General features: G+C 56.0%; 21 protein-coding genes. 7 read left to right on the top strand and 14 right to left on the bottom strand.

Features of this window, described 5'->3' with window-relative positions:
• Positions 1-5 precede the first annotated feature (5 nt).
• Genes flgD through flgB form a run of 3 tightly spaced genes read right to left on the bottom strand, consistent with a single transcriptional unit; the run spans position 6 to position 1,497 of the window.
• Positions 6-698 (bottom strand): flagellar hook assembly protein FlgD, encoded by a 693-nt coding sequence (flgD, locus tag ACB496_RS01480; protein ID WP_100778021.1) that lies wholly within the window; start codon positions 696-698, stop codon positions 6-8.
• Between the two features lie 3 nt (positions 699-701).
• The gene (gene flgC, locus ACB496_RS01475; protein WP_100778022.1) at positions 702-1,127 is read right to left on the bottom strand and encodes a flagellar basal body rod protein FlgC; all 426 of its coding nucleotides are present in this window, start codon (positions 1,125-1,127) and stop codon (positions 702-704) included.
• Positions 1,128-1,146: 19 nt separating this feature from the next.
• Positions 1,147-1,497 carry a flagellar basal body rod protein FlgB gene (flgB, locus tag ACB496_RS01470; protein WP_100778023.1) on the bottom strand — a complete coding sequence of 117 codons (351 nt, stop codon included), beginning with the start codon at positions 1,495-1,497 and terminating at the stop codon, positions 1,147-1,149.
• An 87-nt stretch (positions 1,498-1,584) separates the two neighbouring features.
• On the opposite strand from flgB, the gene flgA reads away from it, so the two are divergent.
• From flgA to ACB496_RS01455, 3 genes are all read left to right on the top strand, one after another.
• Positions 1,585-2,370, top strand: a complete 786-nt coding sequence (gene flgA / locus ACB496_RS01465) for a flagellar basal body P-ring formation chaperone FlgA (protein WP_371974142.1) — start codon at positions 1,585-1,587, stop codon at positions 2,368-2,370.
• Between the two features lie 128 nt (positions 2,371-2,498).
• Entirely contained in the window at positions 2,499-2,771 is a 273-nt protein-coding gene (gene flgM / locus ACB496_RS01460) for a flagellar biosynthesis anti-sigma factor FlgM (RefSeq protein WP_100778025.1), read from the top strand.
• Between the two features lie 2 nt (positions 2,772-2,773).
• The gene (locus ACB496_RS01455; protein ID WP_312070058.1) at positions 2,774-3,211 is read left to right on the top strand and encodes a flagellar protein FlgN; all 438 of its coding nucleotides are present in this window, start codon (positions 2,774-2,776) and stop codon (positions 3,209-3,211) included.
• Between the two features lie 36 nt (positions 3,212-3,247).
• On the opposite strand, the gene ACB496_RS01450 is transcribed toward ACB496_RS01455, so the two are convergent.
• Genes ACB496_RS01450 through ACB496_RS01400 form a run of 11 tightly spaced genes read right to left on the bottom strand, consistent with a single transcriptional unit; the run spans position 3,248 to position 13,572 of the window.
• Positions 3,248-3,859, bottom strand: coding sequence for a glycosyltransferase family 32 protein (locus ACB496_RS01450; protein ID WP_371974139.1), 612 nt, complete (start codon positions 3,857-3,859; stop codon positions 3,248-3,250).
• A 34-nt stretch (positions 3,860-3,893) separates the two neighbouring features.
• A complete protein-coding gene (locus ACB496_RS01445; protein ID WP_371974137.1) occupies positions 3,894-4,565 on the bottom strand; it encodes a hypothetical protein in 672 nt (223 codons plus the stop codon).
• A gap of 28 nt (positions 4,566-4,593) precedes the next feature.
• Complete coding sequence (locus ACB496_RS01440) at positions 4,594-5,532, bottom strand: hypothetical protein (RefSeq protein WP_371974135.1); 939 nt, start codon at positions 5,530-5,532, stop codon at positions 4,594-4,596.
• 34 nt (positions 5,533-5,566) lie between these two features.
• On the bottom strand, positions 5,567-6,946 hold the full coding sequence (locus ACB496_RS01435) for a glycosyltransferase family 2 protein (RefSeq protein WP_371974133.1): 1,380 nt from the start codon (positions 6,944-6,946) through the stop codon (positions 5,567-5,569).
• Between the two features lies 1 nt (position 6,947).
• Positions 6,948-7,391, bottom strand: a complete 444-nt coding sequence (gene fliJ, locus ACB496_RS01430; RefSeq protein ID WP_100778031.1) for a flagellar export protein FliJ — start codon at positions 7,389-7,391, stop codon at positions 6,948-6,950.
• Positions 7,392-7,397: 6 nt separating this feature from the next.
• The gene (gene fliI, locus ACB496_RS01425; protein ID WP_371974131.1) at positions 7,398-8,717 is read right to left on the bottom strand and encodes a flagellar protein export ATPase FliI; all 1,320 of its coding nucleotides are present in this window, start codon (positions 8,715-8,717) and stop codon (positions 7,398-7,400) included.
• The gene (gene fliH / locus ACB496_RS01420; RefSeq protein WP_102105612.1) at positions 8,710-9,456 is read right to left on the bottom strand and encodes a flagellar assembly protein FliH; all 747 of its coding nucleotides are present in this window, start codon (positions 9,454-9,456) and stop codon (positions 8,710-8,712) included. The genes fliI and fliH overlap by 8 nt, the downstream gene beginning before the upstream one ends.
• A gap of 2 nt (positions 9,457-9,458) precedes the next feature.
• Positions 9,459-10,493, bottom strand: a complete 1,035-nt coding sequence (locus tag ACB496_RS01415; RefSeq protein WP_100778034.1) for a flagellar motor switch protein FliG — start codon at positions 10,491-10,493, stop codon at positions 9,459-9,461.
• A complete protein-coding gene (gene fliF / locus ACB496_RS01410; protein WP_371974129.1) occupies positions 10,462-12,135 on the bottom strand; it encodes a flagellar basal-body MS-ring/collar protein FliF in 1,674 nt (557 codons plus the stop codon). The genes ACB496_RS01415 and fliF overlap by 32 nt, the downstream gene beginning before the upstream one ends.
• Positions 12,136-12,145: 10 nt before the next feature.
• Positions 12,146-12,520, bottom strand: a complete 375-nt coding sequence (gene fliE / locus ACB496_RS01405) for a flagellar hook-basal body complex protein FliE (protein WP_100778036.1) — start codon at positions 12,518-12,520, stop codon at positions 12,146-12,148.
• Positions 12,521-12,540: 20 nt separating this feature from the next.
• The gene (locus tag ACB496_RS01400) at positions 12,541-13,572 is read right to left on the bottom strand and encodes a sigma-54 interaction domain-containing protein (RefSeq protein ID WP_100778037.1); all 1,032 of its coding nucleotides are present in this window, start codon (positions 13,570-13,572) and stop codon (positions 12,541-12,543) included.
• Between the two features lie 486 nt (positions 13,573-14,058).
• Here ACB496_RS01400 and ACB496_RS01395 point away from each other — a divergent pair, with 486 nt between their 5' ends.
• From ACB496_RS01395 to fliQ, 4 genes are read left to right on the top strand one after another with little or no spacing between them, the layout of a single operon-like run.
• Positions 14,059-14,940 (top strand): FliM/FliN family flagellar motor switch protein, encoded by an 882-nt coding sequence (locus ACB496_RS01395; protein WP_371974126.1) that lies wholly within the window; start codon positions 14,059-14,061, stop codon positions 14,938-14,940.
• Positions 14,933-15,334 (top strand): FliM/FliN family flagellar motor switch protein, encoded by a 402-nt coding sequence (locus ACB496_RS01390; protein ID WP_100778039.1) that lies wholly within the window; start codon positions 14,933-14,935, stop codon positions 15,332-15,334. Before ACB496_RS01395 ends, ACB496_RS01390 begins: the two co-directional genes overlap by 8 nt.
• Positions 15,331-16,083, top strand: coding sequence for a flagellar type III secretion system pore protein FliP (gene fliP / locus ACB496_RS01385; protein WP_100778040.1), 753 nt, complete (start codon positions 15,331-15,333; stop codon positions 16,081-16,083). Before ACB496_RS01390 ends, fliP begins: the two co-directional genes overlap by 4 nt.
• A gap of 2 nt (positions 16,084-16,085) precedes the next feature.
• Positions 16,086-16,358: a flagellar biosynthesis protein FliQ gene (gene fliQ, locus ACB496_RS01380; protein ID WP_100778041.1), complete on the top strand. Its 273-nt coding sequence runs from the start codon at positions 16,086-16,088 to the stop codon at positions 16,356-16,358.
• The last annotated feature ends 1 nt before the right edge of the window (position 16,359 follow it).

Genomic DNA, 16,359 nt, shown 5'->3' with positions numbered 1-16,359 from the left:
CCTGATTAACTCGTTAATCCCTTCGGGTTTTTGTCGTTCGACTGGCCGAACTGAGTGATGTTGTGGTACGCCACTTCACCGATGCCGCTGATGTTGAGCATGGTCGCAGTGCCATCGAGCGGGATCCGCACGTTGTTCACCACACCGCCGACTTCAATCGGCACTTTGGCCGGTTCGTTGTCCGTCATGACGGTCATGGTGTATTTGCCCTCTTTCAGCCCCAGCTCTTGCGGGTTGAGGGTAAAGTCCACGGAACCGGCTTCCTGTTTGCCCAGCTCGATTTTGGTCTCGTTGCCGCTTTCGTCTTTGACGATCACCGTGACGGTGTTGGCGGCGTGATCCAGCGTCAGGCGGCCTTCGATATTGGTGCTGCCATCACTCTGGAGGGTATCGGTCTGAACCATCACCTTCTGCCCGACCAGATTGCCCGTCGACAGGGTTTGCAGGTTGTCCATCAGCACCGCGTTGTTGGCCATTAATTGCGACATGGTCTCCATCGACTGCACCTGGGTCAGTTGCGCCAGCTGGCCGACGTATTCCGTGCCATCGGTCGGGTTCAGCGGGTCCTGATTCTGGATTTGTGCCACCAGCAGCTGCATAAACAGGTTGTTCATTCCTGCCGCGCTGTTGTCATTGGCGGATACACCACTATCGTAAGGGGTAGTACCGGATTGAGTGGAAACGCCATTCACGCTCATCTATTACGCCTCGCCCAGACGCAGCAGGCTCTGCTGCATGCTTTTTACATTGTTAAGAACATCGACGTTGGTTTCGAAATTGCGCGACGCGGACATCATGTCGGCCATCTCCTCCACCACGTTGATGTCCGGATACCAGACGTAGCCGTCCGGGTTCGCCATCGGGTGATGCGGTTCGTACCGCTGCACCGCGTTGCCGGATTCCACGACGTCCATCACCTGCACGCGGGCACCGGACAAGCCGTTGTTGTTCATCAGCTCGTCGTTCTGATACACCGCCGCGAACACCGGGCGGCGCGCTTTGTACACGCCCGCTTCTGCCGTCGCCGCGGTGTCGGCGTTGGCGAGGTTACTGGCGACGGTATTCAGGCGGACGGTCTGTGCCGTCATGGCCGAGCCTGACACTCGGTAGATATCGGTAAAAGCCATTTATCGTTACCTGATTCAATTACTTACCTTCAATGGCCTTTTTGAGACCAGTGAATTTCATATTCAAAAACGCCAGGCTCATCTGGTAGTCCTGAACGTTTTTGGCAAACTCTGTTTGTTCCACATCCAGCGCAACGGTATTGCCGTCCGAGGAGGGCTGATAGGGCACGCGATACATCTGTTGCGCCGCCGAGCCGGGAAAGAAATCCCGCTGCGAACGTTGCATCTCCGCGGCAAAATCAATATCTTTAGCCTGGAAATTGGGTGTATCGACGTTAGCCAGGTTTGCTGAAAGCAGTTCCGCCCTGGAAAGTCGAAGTGCTACAGCTTGCGGATGAACGCCCAATGCCTTATCAAAACTAATACTCACAACTCACTCCTTCGTGATGGTGGACAGTGCCGATAGTCCGTGTTGCTACAATCTTTAAAGCAACTATCGTGCCAGGTTCATAACATCATGATTAATAGCGTTTTATCACTGTTTTCACCGCGCAATGGGAAGGGCTTTTTCCGCTCCTCGTTGACCGCAGCCATACTGTGCTTTTCCGCGGCTTCCGCCGCCGCGCCGCCCCAGCCCACCACCGCCCGTAAGCAGGTGCATTCCCGCGTCCAGCAGGCGGCCTCCGAGGCGATTCGTCAGGAAGCCCAGCGCAGCCGCTGGGAGGATTACCAGGCAAAGCTCAATCTGTTTATTCCCTCTGAGATCTCGCAGTACGCCCCCTGCGCCGCCCCGCTCACCGTCAGCATGCCGACGGGCGAACGCCTCGATCTGCGCCGGCTGCGTTTTGACGTGCGTTGTGAAAACGCGGGCGGCTGGGAAGTGGCGGTGACGGTCAAACCGGACATCTATCTCGCCGTATTGATGGCCAAAAACACCCTGGAGCGCGGGCACGTGCTCGGCCCGTCCGATATCACTCTGAAGAAGTTCAATATCAGCAACCTGCGCAGCGGTTACGTCACCCATCCGGATGATGTGGTTGGCCTGACGCTCAAGCGCCGCGTGCGGGAACTCCAGCCTTTAAGCATGAGCCAACTCGATTCGCCGGTGATGGTTGAGCGCGGTCAGCGGGTACTGATGATTGCCGATCAGGATGGCGTCGAGGCCCGCACCATGGGGATCGCCAGCAAAAAAGGGCGCAAAGGCGAGATGATCAAAGTGAAGAATGAGAGCAGCGAGCGGGAAGTGACCGCCATCGTCAGCGAGATGGGCGTGGTCAGAACCAGCCTGAGCGCGAAAAATTAAAAAACTTTACGCAGGGCTTAAGTTTCGCCCTGAGTGCGTCGCTTTACAGGGGTATGGAGATCGGAAACGTTTTTTCCGCCCGCTGAACAGCTGACGCAACCTGCACAACCAAGAAGATGGAGTAAGCGATGAAAGTGACATCCCCCCAGTACGCCATGACGAGCGCGATTAATCAGTCCAGTGCGACGGCACAGACTCGCACCGCAGGTGCTGAGGAGATGAAAGTCGCACGCACCACCGCGATTGATCCGGTTCTCGGTGATGCGCAGACGCAGCTGGCAAGCCTGCCAGAAGTGGATATGGCGCGCGTCGCCAGTATGAAAGAGGCTATCGCCAGCGGGAAAATCAGCGTCGATCTCGATGCCCTGACCAGCGCGATAGAGCAATACTATCAGAGGTAAAAATGAGTAACGCCGCACAGAGCGTCAGAACGCTGATTCAGGGCATGGTCGACGATCGCAACCATTACAACCAGCTAAAGACCTTGCTGACGGATCAGCGCCAGTTCCTGATCGCGCGTAACGCGCAGGCACTGGAGACGCTGAACGCCAGCATTTTCACGGTGTATGAACAGCTTCTGGAAAACAGCAAACAGCGCTATCAGCTCCTGACCCGGCTCGGTATCCCCGCCGGTGCGCACGGCCTGCGCACGCTCTTCACCCGCCTGCCCGCCGCCAATCAGTCGCAGCTCAACACGCTCTGGGATTCGCTGGAGCAGCTAGCCGCAGAATGTAAAACGCTGAACGACAGCAACGGCATGGTGCTGGCGATGCAGCAGGAGGTTCTGCAAAACCTGTTTAACGTAGGCGAGCCGGAGAACTGGCTTTATCGGCAGGTGTAAGATGATAGGGCGTTGCAGGAACGCCCTGTTTATAGATTAGATAGCGAGGTTGTTAAGGCGATCATTAATCCCTTTGGTTGATCCCCATATCTGACAGGCAAAATGGTGACCTTTGCCGAGATATTTCTGTCCGGTGAAATGTTCCGGAATAAAATAATGACTCGGCCAGAGAGTAATATTGGAATATTTCAACCGATGGATCGTTTCGGTTAAATATTGAGGCCCCGTCGTTTTCCACGGCAAGTCATCAATGACTGTATTCTTCGCACTGAGCCCCATAATGAGTTCAGCCATCAAAGCGGCACCTGGTTCACTGGCGAGATAGCCATTCGCAATAAGCCCTGGGCGCGCAACCTCGTTTTCCATGCTGGCACAGACCTGACTGTCAAAAAGCCAGTCGTCAAGTTTACGGAGACAAATACTGTCGGCATCAATCGCAAATCCGCCGTGATGAAACAAAATCTCATAGCGCATGATATCTGCCACACCACAAAACTGTCCTGATGCAGCCATCGCATTAATATGCTTTTGGTTAATCCATTTTGTTTTTTTCAGGGAAGCATTCCCCCACACCGTCACTTGCCATTCGGGATTGCGCTTTTTCCAGGTATCAATCATGGCGCGAGGCGTCTTTGATTCATCACCCACCCAGACAATATGGATTTTTTTTGGGATGTTAATATCAGCCTCCTGACGCCGAAATGGCGGCCAAATCTTTATAAAAATGTTCGGTGTAATCCATAACCCGTTTTTCTATATCGGAATAACCAGGAGCCTGATGCCCCGCCACAGGATAGATCCCCAACCAGCGATCCCGTGCCATTACAGGCAGCCAGGCGACATCGACTGCATGATCATATTTATGCCCCCCTTTCAGGAGGCGTTCAACAGACTGCGAAAAGACTTCACGCAGAGTATGAAGATAATTTGCATGTACAAGATAGGCGCAGGCGCACAATGCCTGAACAGGTTTCACAATTCTGGAAGTGCTTTTCAGCGTTTTCACTTTGAAATAGTTAGCACTGAGCAAAGCGGCATCCCATTCAACATGCCCGAGTGCGCTGAGGAAATAGTGCATACGCGCTTGAGACTCATCATCCCGGTTAAAGACCATATCGTCTTCAACCACCAGCACATTTCCCCAACGTTCATTGATCGCCATCGTCATTGCATTCATATGTGATTGTGCACAGCCAATCTGAGCGACCATGTGGTAAGTCGCATTGAGACGAACAATTTTATCTTCGGGAATGCCGAGAAATTGCAGCTCCGTTTTAATTCGTTTTTTTCTGTCGACGCGATCTTTCAAATTAATGTAAATAACCTTATCGATCAGATCCCAATTTATGCTCATGATTTTCCTTCCACATGGCTCATGTACATCAAATCAACGACAGCCCACACAGTAACGTGTAATCCGCAGAATTTGCGCCCTTCCACACATTTCCGCTCTGCCAGTTAAACCATGCGCTAAACAGCGCCACCACATCGTTGTGGGTGAGCTGAGCGTTGTCCTCGAGCCACATGGCGCACAGCATTTTCAGCTGGAACATCATGCGGGTCAGGGACATCAGCACATCACCGTAGTTGTCGGCGTCGGGACCTGGCAAACATTCGCCATACAGTTTATAGATCAGGGCGTTGCGTAGGATATGCGGCTGTTCGTTCAGCAGGGCGTTGCGCGCCGCACCGGCTTCCAGCTCGCGTAAGCGATCCTGCAGACGGGCAGGCTGCATCACCGCCAGCTCGCTGAGTTTCAGCATCATGCTCATTTTCTGCATTACGGGCAGATTGAGGGTCAGGCGCATCGCGCCCATCTGCTCCAGCGCTTCCACGCGATTCACCTCAATCGGCGGCAGAAGGCGCAGCTGTTCGTCGAGGATCCCGCGCTCCGCCAGCGCCGAAAGCTGCTCGCCCATCTCCAGCAGCTGGTGCGGCTCGCACTGATCGCTGTCGAGATAACGCTGCGCTTTACTGAGCAACACGCCGATGGCGTACAGGCTGCTCTCCAGCGTCAGCGCCGGATGGACCGCCAGGTTGATGCACTGCTGGTTCAGGGTTTCGTCCCAGGCGCTCAGCCCCTGCTCGCTCTGCGGCCGGGTCGTTGAGGTATGCAGAACAAAGGCCTGCGGGTTGAGCAGGATCTCGCGGGCCGCAGTCTCGCAGCCCGCGTCGAGGCTGTCGCGCTGCTGGTTTTTCAGCTTCACGTGAGTGACGGGCCAGTCGTCCGTACGCCCCTGACAGGCAGGGCATTCGCAGGGCCGTACCCGCTCGGCAAAGCGGACGACATATTCGGGTTGGTAGTGCTCAATCAGTTCCATAGGGTACTCCGGCCGCTGGAGTGGCGGCCCTTCTTCATTGAAAGTTTTTGCGAAAAAACCAGTGGGTGCAATCGATACGCTTCCCGCTTTCGCGGTCGGATATCTCGGGTAAAAAAGCAAAGCTCGGCTGCAGACCAAGCCAGCAGCGGGCCTGCATGAGCGCAGGCCAGCATTCATCAAGAGTGAGCTGTTGCGCGATGGCCTGGCGGTAGCACGCCAGTAGCTCGGGGATGTATTCGCCGTTGACGGCATACGCGCAGCCGCAGTCAGCGCGCGCTATGCGGGCCACGCCCGGCAACGCCTTGAGAGGTGAAATACGCTGATAGCGCGCCCCCAGCACCACCACCTGCCAGTCGATATGAGCCAGGCGGGAAAGGAGCTGGTTTACCGTTTTTATCGACATCTCTTTGCGCACGTATTTCACCGACGCATCCACCAGCACCACGCTTTGCCACTGCTCGCGCATCGCCGTGTCCAGCACCTGGCAGTGGGACGTCAGCCCGTCCTGCCCGTCGCGGGCAAAAGGCACCAGCTGTTGCGCATCGAGTCCAAGAGCGACCAGCGCCTGACGCTGATGTTCAAGCTCATCGGGCTGGTCATACAGCACCGCCACCTTATCGAACGCCGACCACTGCACGGAGGTGCTGAGCGGCGCGTGGCTCAGGCGGCGATAGTGGTTCAGCAGATTGCGATCGGAGACGAAATCTTCCAGCGTCAGCGCCGTCGGCTGGCTGGAGCCGAGCACGAAATCTTTGTCGTAGGTGTTAGCACTGTGCGAAATGCACAAAATCGCCTCGCGGGGATCGATTTGCAGCACTGGCGCGGTGAAGTTATTCAGAAACGCCTGCTCTTCCGCCAGCCTCGCGGAGTCTTCATAGCGATGGTTTTTCAGGAAGTGGCGATGATAGGCAAAGGTGCCGTTCAGGGCGTGGTGGGCGCCAAACGAATGGGTGCGATAGATTTTATCGAGATGGCTGTACCAGATGTAAATGGTGTCGCTGCCGGAAAAGAGGGCATTGTTGCGCTGCATCTCGCCCACTTGCGCGCTGATTTTGTTCGGCGGGTAGTAGTCGTCATCGTCAAAGCAGACGATGTACTCCCCTTTGGCCAGCTCGTTGAGTTTGTTGCGTTTTTCACCGAGATCCAGCCGCTCCGGGCTGTGGATATAACGCACATTGTCCACGCGCGCATCGACCATCATGGCGATCAGATCTTCGTTGCTTTGCGCGGAATCGTCGAGGATCACCAGCTCGCGTTTATCGGCCGGATAGTCCTGATACTGAAAGAGATAGAGCAGATAGGGCAGGAACGCCCGGCGCTCCCACGTCGGACAGATCACGCTGACAAACGGGAATTCGGTGATTTTTTTCTGCTGCTGGCGTTTGAGCAGCGACTGCATCAAATTAGTAGCCATCTTATCGCTGCCGCTGGGCCTGTTGTTGTCTTAACCAACACTGCGCGGAGACGGCGTCAGTGACTTTTTGCTCGCGTCGCTCCTGCGCCTGGCGCAGGTCCTGTCGACGACCATCGAGCACCAGTTCGAGGCTCTTTTCCCGGCGCGATTCCGCCAGCAAATTCCCCTGCAATTTTTGCGCTTCGACTGTCGCGAGCGCCTGCTCCTGCCGCTGCCAGTCGATCACTCGCTGGATATTGCGTTTGTAGAACGACTGGTTGTGAAGCATGGTCGCGCTGCCCTGCATCTCCGGCGTGCTGTGGTTGACGAGGTTCGACAGGGCGTGAATGTTCTTCTCCAGGCGCTGGCACAGCTGCTGCTGAGTGGCGAGTTTACTGCTGAGATCTTTTACCGCGCGGTTGCGCAGCACATGGAGTTGTTCGAGGGTCTGAATCAGTTTACTCATCGTCGATTATCCTGCTTTCGCCAGTACGTTGAGATCGGAGATGGTTTTGTCGAGCAGCGCCGCATCCTGCACTTCCTGCTGCAGGAACCGGGTGATTGCCGGGGCGAGATTGACCGCTTTATCGGCCATCGGATCGGCGCCCACCACGTATCCGCCCAGCGGGATGAGCGGCTTGATGCTCTGGTATTCGGCGTACAGCTGCTTGAGGGTGCGCGCCGAAAGCTGGTGTTCGCGCTCCGTCACCTGGCTCATACAGCGGCTGATGGATTGCCCGATGTCGATGGCCGGATAGTGGCCCGCTTCCGCCAGATGGCGCGACAGGACGATGTGCCCGTCCAGCACCGCACGGGCGCAGTCGACTATCGGGTCCTGCTGGTCATCGCCTTCTGCCAGCACCGTGTAGATTGCGGTCATTGAGCCGTGGCTTTCGCTGTTGCCCGCGCTTTCAACCAGTCTCGGGATCATGCCGAATGCCGATGGCGGATAGCCTTTCGTGGCGGGCGGTTCGCCCAACGAAAGGGCGATTTCACGCTGCGCCATGGCGTAGCGGGTTAAGGAGTCCACCAGCAACAGGACGTCTTTACCCTTGTCGCGGTAGTAGCTGGCGATGGTGTGGCACAGCTCTGTGGCTTTGATACGCATCAGCGGCGATTCGTCGGCTGGTGCGGCGACGATCACGGATTTGCGCCGCCCCTCTTCACCCAGCGAATGTTCGATAAACTCTTTCACTTCGCGCCCGCGCTCGCCGATCAGCCCCACGACTACCACGTCGGCCTGGGTATAGCGGGTGATCATGCCGAGGAGCACGCTTTTGCCAACGCCGCTCCCCGCCATTAACCCCACTCGCTGGCCTTTGCCGATGGTCAACAGGCCGTTAATCGCCCGCACGCCCACGTCGAGCGGTGCGGCCACCGGCTGACGTCGCAGAGGATGCACCTGCGGGAGTTGCTGCGGCAGTACCGTGTCGCCGGAGAGTTTGCCTTTGTCGTCAATCGGCTCGCCGAGGCCGTTCACCACCCGCCCGAGCCACTGATCGCCAATCAGCACCCCCTGCTGTTTATCGGCGGGATAAACGCGCGCGCCCGCCATCAGGCCGGAAGGCTGTTTGAAGGGCATTAAAAAGGTTACGTCGCGATCGAACCCGACCACCTGCGCCTCGATAAACTCCCCTTCGGCGCTTTCGACCTGGCACAGCTGGCCGACGGCGAGACGGCACCCGACGCACTCCAGCAAAATGCCCGCCACGCGCACCAGGCGCCCGGCCACGCGGGCGAGGTTGATGTTGTCGATGGAGCGCAAAACCTGCGCGAAATCGGTGTTACTCATCGCGGGATTCCGGCAGCAGCGTCTCTTTCAGCACGTCCATGCACTGGTCCAGTCGGTGCTGGCAGCCCACGTCCATTTCAGTGGTGTTGGTCACCACGCGGCATTCACCGGGGGCCAGATCGGGGTCCGCCATTAGCCCCCACTGGGCCACTTTTTCCGGCTCGGCTTCACTGATGCGGCGATGTTCTTCGCTGTTGAGCATGACGTTGATCTGCTCGGGTTGCTGGGGCAATGCGCTCAGCGCTTCCTCCACCAGCGTCAAAATCTGCGTAGGATGCAGGGTCAGTTCACAGCGGATCACCTGCCGGGTCACTTTCTCCACCAGCTGTAATAACTCCTCGCGGCGACGCTGTTCGTAGTTCGCCATGAAGGTTTCCATCGACTGAATGATCTCATCCAGCGGATGGGCCGCGTCGAGAAACTGCTGGCGCGCCTGGGTTTTCCCTTCGGATCGCCCTTTCCGCACGCCTTCGTCAAAACCGAGGCGCAGCCCCTCCTGATATCCCTCTTCTTTACCCTCCTCCATACCCTGGGCAAATCCACGGTTCAGGCCGTCCTGAAATCCCTGCTGAAGCTGCTCCTGTATCGCCGCGCCGTCAGCCGCAGCGGGAATATCATCCGCCACGCTGTGTGCCGGGCGGCGTTTACGCAGCGGCGGGAATTTGTACAGGCGCGGTTTGATCACCGCCTGTCGGGTCGGGGTCAGGGCGCTTAAAGGTAAGCTGTGCTTTTTAAACATGGTTACTCCATGGTCTGTTCGGCAAACAGCTGCACCTGAATCTCGCCCTCTTCCGCCAGCTGACGGACGGTGGCCATGATCTCTTTACGCACATGATCGACGCGGCTCACAGGAACCGGACCCAGACGCGTAGTGGTGGATTGCAGCAGGGTAACCTGGCGTTTCGGCATGACGTTGAAAATGGTCTGGCGCAGTACCGGCTCGGTGCCTTTCAGGGCAACCGCCCACTCTTCGATGGAGATCTCCTCCATCAGACGCTGCAGCGTGGCTGGCGTCTGACGACTCAGGATGAAGAACTCGTACATCTCCTCTTCCAGCTCCTCCACCACGCCCGCATCCCGTTCGCGCAGCTGATCGAGCAGTTGCTGCTGGTTGGACGGAATACGGTTGACGATATTGGCTGCATGTTTGATGCCGACCACTTTCGAGCCGTGCTCGGACAGCACCGCCACGCCGCGTTCGATCAGGCGATCCAGTTCGTCAATCACGTCGCGGTTAACGTCATCGAGGCGCGCGATACGCCAGACGATTTCGTCCTGACGCTCCTGCGACAGGGCGCTGAGCACGCTAGCGGCCACGTCCGGCGGCAGGAAAGCAAGGAATACCGCCTGTAACTGGAGGTGCTCCTGCTCGATCAGCGCCGCCAGTTGCGGCACGTCGACCCACTGCAGACGCGCCATGCGGTGGCGGATCTCGTCGCCGTAGATACCGTTGATCACGCTGCTGGCGATTTCGCCGCCCAGCGCTTTCTCCAGAATGCTGCGCAGATAACTGCGCGAGGCGCCGTTGATACCGCTCTGCTCGCGGTAGTCGTCAAAAAAGTTGTTCATCGCATAGCGCGCGTGGTCCACCTTCACGCCGTGCAGCCGCGCCATGGTGTCGCTGAGTAAAATCACTTCATCACGGTTCATCTTCTGCATCAGCTTTGCGGCAGCTTCTTCGCCCACACTGAGCAACAGAATGGCGGCCTGCTCCAGGCGGCTGCGTCCACTTTTGACGCTACCTTTACTGCTCTTGTTTATTAGGTGTTCGCTCATTGCTGTTGATCCATTGTTTCAGTACTTCAGCCATACGTTCGGTTTCGTTTTCCGCCAGCATTTGCAGGTATTCCACCTTGGTTTCAAGGCCAGAACTGAGTGGCGGCAAGTCGGTATCCTGATTGAATGCCGGGCCTGGCAATCCGGTCAGGCCGTTTTCGGTGGTGACCAGCTCATTTTCCGGTGCGTCGTCCAGCCCTTTCGCTTCAATCGCATCGATGGCAGGCGTGTCGCGGCGCGCCAGGCGCTGAGCCAGAGGTCGCACGCCAAACAGCAGGGTTAACAGCGCCAGCAGGCCGATACCGCCCATTTGTCCCCAGTATTGAATGGACGGGTCTTGCCACCATTTCAGCACCGGCAGGCCGTCGCCCGTGATATCAACAAAGGTCAGACGGTCGAGGGTCAGGGAGTCACCGCGATCTTTTTCGATGCCAGCGGCGTCCTCGACCAGCCGCGTCAGCGTGGCGAGCTGTTCCGGCGTCATCGAGGCGAGAGATGGCGCGGCCTGATTCAGGGCCACCGCCACGCGCAGTTTCTCCAGCTTGTAGCCGGGATGACGGATGTGGCGGATATCGCGATCGAAGGCAAACTTACGCTGCTCCTGGGTGCGGTTGGTGAGGGAGCGCGGATCGCTGCTCTGAGTTTGCGTGGTCTGCTGCTGCGCGTCAGGTGCCGTGGCGGCTGCCGGTGGCGTCACCGGACGGTTGCTGAGCGAGCCAGGAATGCCCATCGCCAGCTCGTTGGTGGTGTTTTCGCGGGAGATATTCTCGTCGCTGACCAGCGGCTCTTTGCCCAAGCGCTCCTGAGTCTCTTCGACGCTGCTCATGTCCACGGACGGCGTCACGCTGATGCGGTAGTTTTCGCTACCAAACAGCGGTGTCAGCAGCCCGGCGATATTACTGGTGGTTTCGTGTTTGATACGCTCAATCACATCGCGCCCCTGGCGGATGCTGGCCATATTGGTGGTGCCCTGCTGGCCGTTCTCCGACAGCAGATTGCCCGCCTGATCCACCACGCGCACGCTGTTTGCCTGCATGCCCGGCACGCTGCCGGCGACCAACTGGACAATCGCGGCGACCTGCTGCTCATCCAGATGTTTGCCGTAGCGCAACTGCAACATCACCGAGGCGCTGCTCTGGGGTTTGTTGGTCATCACAAAGGAGCTGGATTCGCTCAGGCCGAGATGCACACGGGCGCTTTCCACCGGGTCGAGCGCCATAATGCTGCGCGCCAGTTCCCCTTCGAGGCTGCGTTTGTAGCGAACGTTCTGCACAAACTGGCTGCTGCCGAGCATCTCCTCTTTGTCCATCAGCTCGTAGCCTTCCGGCATCACCGCCGTAATCCCTTTCGCCGCCAGCGCCATGCGTGCACGCGGGAGCTTGTTTTCCGGGATCAGGATCTGGCCGTTGTCGGGGTTTATGCGGTAGGCAATCGCCTCTGCGCCCAGAACTTCCACCACCTGCGCCACGGGAATATTTTCCTGGCTGCCGTACAGGGCCACATAGCCCTGATTGCTGCGCCACAGGGAGAAGACGATCGCCCCCACCAGCAGCAAGCCACCTGCGGTAATCAGCCACTGGGGTTTCAGCCGCCCGGCAGGCAAGGGTAAAGCGGAGAGTTTTTCTTTTAACTTATTCAGCACGGAGGAGACCTTAGAGCGGAGTATTCATCACTTCGTCGAGCGCAGTGGTGAGTTTGTTGCGAACCTGCATCATGGCGGAGAAGGCCACGCTCGCCTTCTGCGATTCGATCATCGCACCAGCCAGATCGTCGCTCTGTCCCATTTCAATCGCTTTTTGCTTTGCTCCGGCAGAGTGCTGGACCGCATCGACGTTATCGATCGCGTTATTCAGCACCTGGGAAAAGGAGAGATTGCCTGCGCCCGCCACGTCGGGAAACGACGCACCGGGGGCGATCATCTGCCCCTGATTCACTGCGCCAGACGCCGCCATCGCGGCCGTATTGTGCATTTTGTCCAGCATCGCCTGCTGGCTGGCGTGAAGACCGATAGCGGTAATTTTGTCCATTGGTTAAGTCCCTTATGCCGTTACGAGTAGCAACCGGCATCAATGCCTTCTTCACGCATTGACGCCAGTCGATAGCGCAGCGCGCGCGGGGTGATACCCAAAAAAGCCGCCGTTTTAGATTTGTTGCCGTTGTGACGTTTTAGCAGTTCGAGGATGTACTGGAACTCCGCCATACGGCCATGAAGCTTCACGTTGCTCATCGCGCTGGCCGCGCTCTGCTGCTCGCGGTAGGCAGGCATGACGTCGAGGTCGGGCATTTCGACGGTAGGAATCATCACCGGCAGGCCAAAATCCACCGCCGTGATCTCTTCGCCGTTGCTCAGAATCATGCCGCGCTGAATAACGTTCTCCAGCTCACGCACGTTGCCCGGCCATTCGTAAGCCAGCAGCGCGTGGCGCGCTTCGTCGCTCAGACGAATATTGCCTTTATGGAAGGCTTTATATTTAGCAATAAAACGCAGCGCTAAAGGAATAATGTCCTGACGGCGTTCACGCAGCGGGGTGATATGAATGGGCACGACGGAAATACGGTAAAAGAGATCCTGACGAAAACGCCCTTCGGCAATTTCCTGCTGTAAATCTTTATTGGTGGAGGCGACCAGGCGAATATCCAGAGGAATACGTTTATGGCTGCCGAGACGCTCAACTTCCTGCTCCTGCAAGACGCGCAATAATTTCGCCTGCAGGGCTAACGGCATATCACCGATTTCATCGAGCAATAAGGTTCCGCCATTCGCCTGTTCGAATTTACCGGCAACGCCTGTGACCGCTCCGGTAAAAGCACCTTTTTCGTAGCCGAATAAAATTGCCTCAAGCATGCTTTCCGGAATGGCCGCACAGTTCACGCCAACATAAGGTGCATCGGCACCTAATGCATTCTCATGAATATAGCGGGAGATACACTCTTTTCCTGTTCCGGTCTCGCCAGTAATAAGTACCGATACATTATATTTAGCCACGCGACGCGCTAATGAAAATACATTGACGCTTTCTGGTGCGCTGGCAACAAATCCATTTTCATTTTGGGCTTCATGTTCAATAACAATACTCATAACAACTCACCAACAATTTAATCAATTCATTAACCTGAAACTGCTGCACAGATATTCCGCCGCCTGGCGCGGATATTTATAAATGCATAAGTTCGATATGGGTTACGAAAGTCACCGGATACAGTGAAGCATCGGAATTCATGACTGAAGCGCAGTATATCGGTGCGGGGTGAGATGTCTTGTTTTTAATGGGTATTAAAATATTAATCTATAAATATCATAGAGTTACAAAAGTTATTAATCTTAATAAGCGCCTGTAAAATAAGGAATTAATAACCCGGACAATCTTGTACCGATCGTCTAAAAAGAGTCTAATTCTTGTCCTTAATAAACTGTGTGCGTCTGGATTTATCTCTGGCAGGTAATTCCTCCTGAATAGGTAAAGCGGCACCGTTTTAAGAAACTTAAATTATTTTAGAACCGATTAGCGTTTTTTGTTTTATCTCTGACGCTTTACGCTTATCACTCTTTTTATGCGGAAGAACTATGCAAGCAGCTCCTCAGCGAATCAGAATCTACCCACGTCAGGCGATTCCCGACATGGTGAAGCTCGATGTGAGCAAGCTCGGTCGCCCATGGCATAAATTACCCAAGTTAATGAATGACAGCTTCGATATCTTTGATTCGCGTCTGAGCATTTATTTTCTTAAAAAATTGCGGGTAAATGTCGCACTGGAATCGATGACGTTTGCGATTGACCAGACGCATAAAAACACCCAACTTTTTTCCACGCCGCTCGGTTCCATTGCGTTTAGCATCGAGCGTTCATTACTCCTGCACATTCTTCATGACTATTATGGTCTGGGGAAAGAGAGCGGAAATATTTCACCGGACATCAGCCAACCGGTAACCAAAACAGAAGATCGTCTGAAAACAAAAATCGGGCTGGATCTCACCCGTTTGCTGATTGATAAAGAGACCTTTGGCCAGGACCTCGAAATTAAAAGCGATAACACCACCATTATTAATCAGTGGGCGTGGTGCGTCACTTTTAGTCTCGAAGGGTATGAGCACGGCAGTTTTACGCTGTTATTTGATAATCAGCACGTCGATCACATGTTGATGAATTTGCGCGACCCGCTGACGGACAGCCAAGCAGGCCCTAAACCCACGCCGGACCGTTCGCAGATCGAACGTCTGTTTTACAGCCTGCCGCTAAAACTGAGCGGCAAAGTCGCCAGCCTGAATTTAACCGTCGCCCAACTGGCCAAAATCAAGCCGGGCGACATCATCCCTATGAGCATCAACGATCCCGTTCCTGTGTATATCGGGAAAGAGCAGATTTTTGACGCCAACATCGCCGAAGACCACAGCAAGTTATTCCTCTGTGGATTTAACGACAGAACCATCGAGAAGCCTTATGAGTGATCTGCAACAAGAATTGAGCCAGTCCCTGGATTTCAGCGATCTCAACCTCGGCGATATGCCGCGCGAAGAGACGGTTGAAGGCAATATCCGCCTGGATATTCAGGAACAACCTGAGACGGCGAGCGGCATCGACGATCTGCGCAAAATGGCGCTGTTCAGCCGCATTCCGGTCACCCTGACCCTGGAAGTGGCGTCGGTGGAGATTTCGCTGGCCGACCTGATGACCGTCAACCATGACTCGGTGATTGAGCTGGATAAAATGGCCGGTGAAGCGCTGGACATCAAAGTGAACGGCATTCTGTTCGGTAAAGCCGAAGCGGTGGTGTTGAACGATAAATACGGCCTGCGCATTCTGGAGTTCAACAGCAAAGAACTGGGTGAACTGACGCGATGAAACCGCTGCTTCGCGCCGTGGCGCCCGCGCTGCTGTTTGCCGGGCTGCTCTTTTCACCGCAGCTGTTTGCGGCGAACGGCGATATTACGCTCTTTAGCTCGGCCACCACCGACGGCGGCCAGGATTACAACGTCAAAATTGAAATCCTGATCCTGATGACCCTGCTGGGGTTACTGCCGGTGATGGTGCTGATGATGACCTGCTTTACGCGGTTTATCATCGTGCTGGCGATTTTGCGCCAGGCGCTCGGGCTGCAGCAAAGCCCGCCGAACAAAATCCTCACCGGCATCGCGCTGGCCCTGACGCTGCTGGTGATGCGCCCGGTCTGGACGACGATTTACGATGAGGCCATCGTGCCGTTTCAGAATGATGAAATCACCATGAAACAGGCGTTTGGCAAAGCGGAGACGCCGCTGAAGAACTACATGCTGGCGCAAACCAGCAATAAAGCAATGGCGCAGATGATGGATATCGCCAAAGTGACGGGCGATCCGCGCGAGCAGGATCTGACGGTGGTTACCCCCGCGTACCTGCTGAGCGAGCTGAAAACCGCCTTCCAGATTGGCTTCATGATCTACATCCCGTTCCTGGTTATCGACCTGATTGTCGCCAGTATTCTGATGGCGATGGGGATGATGATGCTGTCGCCGCTGATTGTGTCGCTGCCGTTCAAGCTGATGCTGTTTGTGCTCTGTGACGGCTGGACGCTGATTGTCGGCACCCTCACCTCCAGCGTGCAAGGGGTATAGCCATGGTCACGATGGATATTGCCGGTGACATCATGGCGAGCGGCATCAAGCTGGTGCTGATTATCTCGGCGGTGGCAATTGTGCCGAGCCTGATCGTCGGCCTGTGCGTCAGTATTTTTCAGGCGACCACGCAAATTAACGAACAGACCCTGAGCTTTCTGCCGCGTCTGCTGGTGACGCTGGCGGTGTTGATCATTGGCGGCAAATGGATGCTGACCCAGTTAGTCGACTTTACCGTCAATCTCTTTCACCAGGCGGCGGCGCTGGTGGGCTGAC

It is taken from the genome of Lelliottia nimipressuralis (genome assembly GCF_041464075.1).
Classification (GTDB): domain Bacteria; phylum Pseudomonadota; class Gammaproteobacteria; order Enterobacterales; family Enterobacteriaceae; genus Enterobacter; species Enterobacter nimipressuralis.
This window is presented reverse-complemented; position numbering and strand designations above follow the sequence as displayed.

Bases quoted from the DNA above. Each gene is read 5' to 3' on its own strand.
- flgD (WP_100778021.1), bottom strand. From the start codon at position 698: ATGAGCGTGAATGGCGTTTCCACTCAATCCGGTACTACCCCTTACGAT.
- flgC (WP_100778022.1), bottom strand. From the start codon at position 1,127: ATGGCTTTTACCGATATCTACCGAGTGTCAGGCTCGGCCATGACGGCA.
- flgA (WP_371974142.1), top strand. From the start codon at position 1,585: ATGATTAATAGCGTTTTATCACTGTTTTCACCGCGCAATGGGAAGGGC.
- flgM (WP_100778025.1), top strand. From the start codon at position 2,499: ATGAAAGTGACATCCCCCCAGTACGCCATGACGAGCGCGATTAATCAG.
- ACB496_RS01455 (WP_312070058.1), top strand. From the start codon at position 2,774: ATGAGTAACGCCGCACAGAGCGTCAGAACGCTGATTCAGGGCATGGTC.
- ACB496_RS01445 (WP_371974137.1), bottom strand. From the start codon at position 4,565: ATGAGCATAAATTGGGATCTGATCGATAAGGTTATTTACATTAATTTG.
- ACB496_RS01440 (WP_371974135.1), bottom strand. From the start codon at position 5,532: ATGGAACTGATTGAGCACTACCAACCCGAATATGTCGTCCGCTTTGCC.
- ACB496_RS01435 (WP_371974133.1), bottom strand. From the start codon at position 6,946: ATGGCTACTAATTTGATGCAGTCGCTGCTCAAACGCCAGCAGCAGAAA.
- fliJ (WP_100778031.1), bottom strand. From the start codon at position 7,391: ATGAGTAAACTGATTCAGACCCTCGAACAACTCCATGTGCTGCGCAAC.
- fliI (WP_371974131.1), bottom strand. From the start codon at position 8,717: ATGAGTAACACCGATTTCGCGCAGGTTTTGCGCTCCATCGACAACATC.
- fliH (WP_102105612.1), bottom strand. From the start codon at position 9,456: ATGTTTAAAAAGCACAGCTTACCTTTAAGCGCCCTGACCCCGACCCGA.
- ACB496_RS01415 (WP_100778034.1), bottom strand. From the start codon at position 10,493: ATGAGCGAACACCTAATAAACAAGAGCAGTAAAGGTAGCGTCAAAAGT.
- fliE (WP_100778036.1), bottom strand. From the start codon at position 12,520: ATGGACAAAATTACCGCTATCGGTCTTCACGCCAGCCAGCAGGCGATG.
- ACB496_RS01400 (WP_100778037.1), bottom strand. From the start codon at position 13,572: ATGAGTATTGTTATTGAACATGAAGCCCAAAATGAAAATGGATTTGTT.
- ACB496_RS01395 (WP_371974126.1), top strand. From the start codon at position 14,059: ATGCAAGCAGCTCCTCAGCGAATCAGAATCTACCCACGTCAGGCGATT.
- ACB496_RS01390 (WP_100778039.1), top strand. From the start codon at position 14,933: ATGAGTGATCTGCAACAAGAATTGAGCCAGTCCCTGGATTTCAGCGAT.
- fliP (WP_100778040.1), top strand. From the start codon at position 15,331: ATGAAACCGCTGCTTCGCGCCGTGGCGCCCGCGCTGCTGTTTGCCGGG.
- fliQ (WP_100778041.1), top strand. From the start codon at position 16,086: ATGGTCACGATGGATATTGCCGGTGACATCATGGCGAGCGGCATCAAG.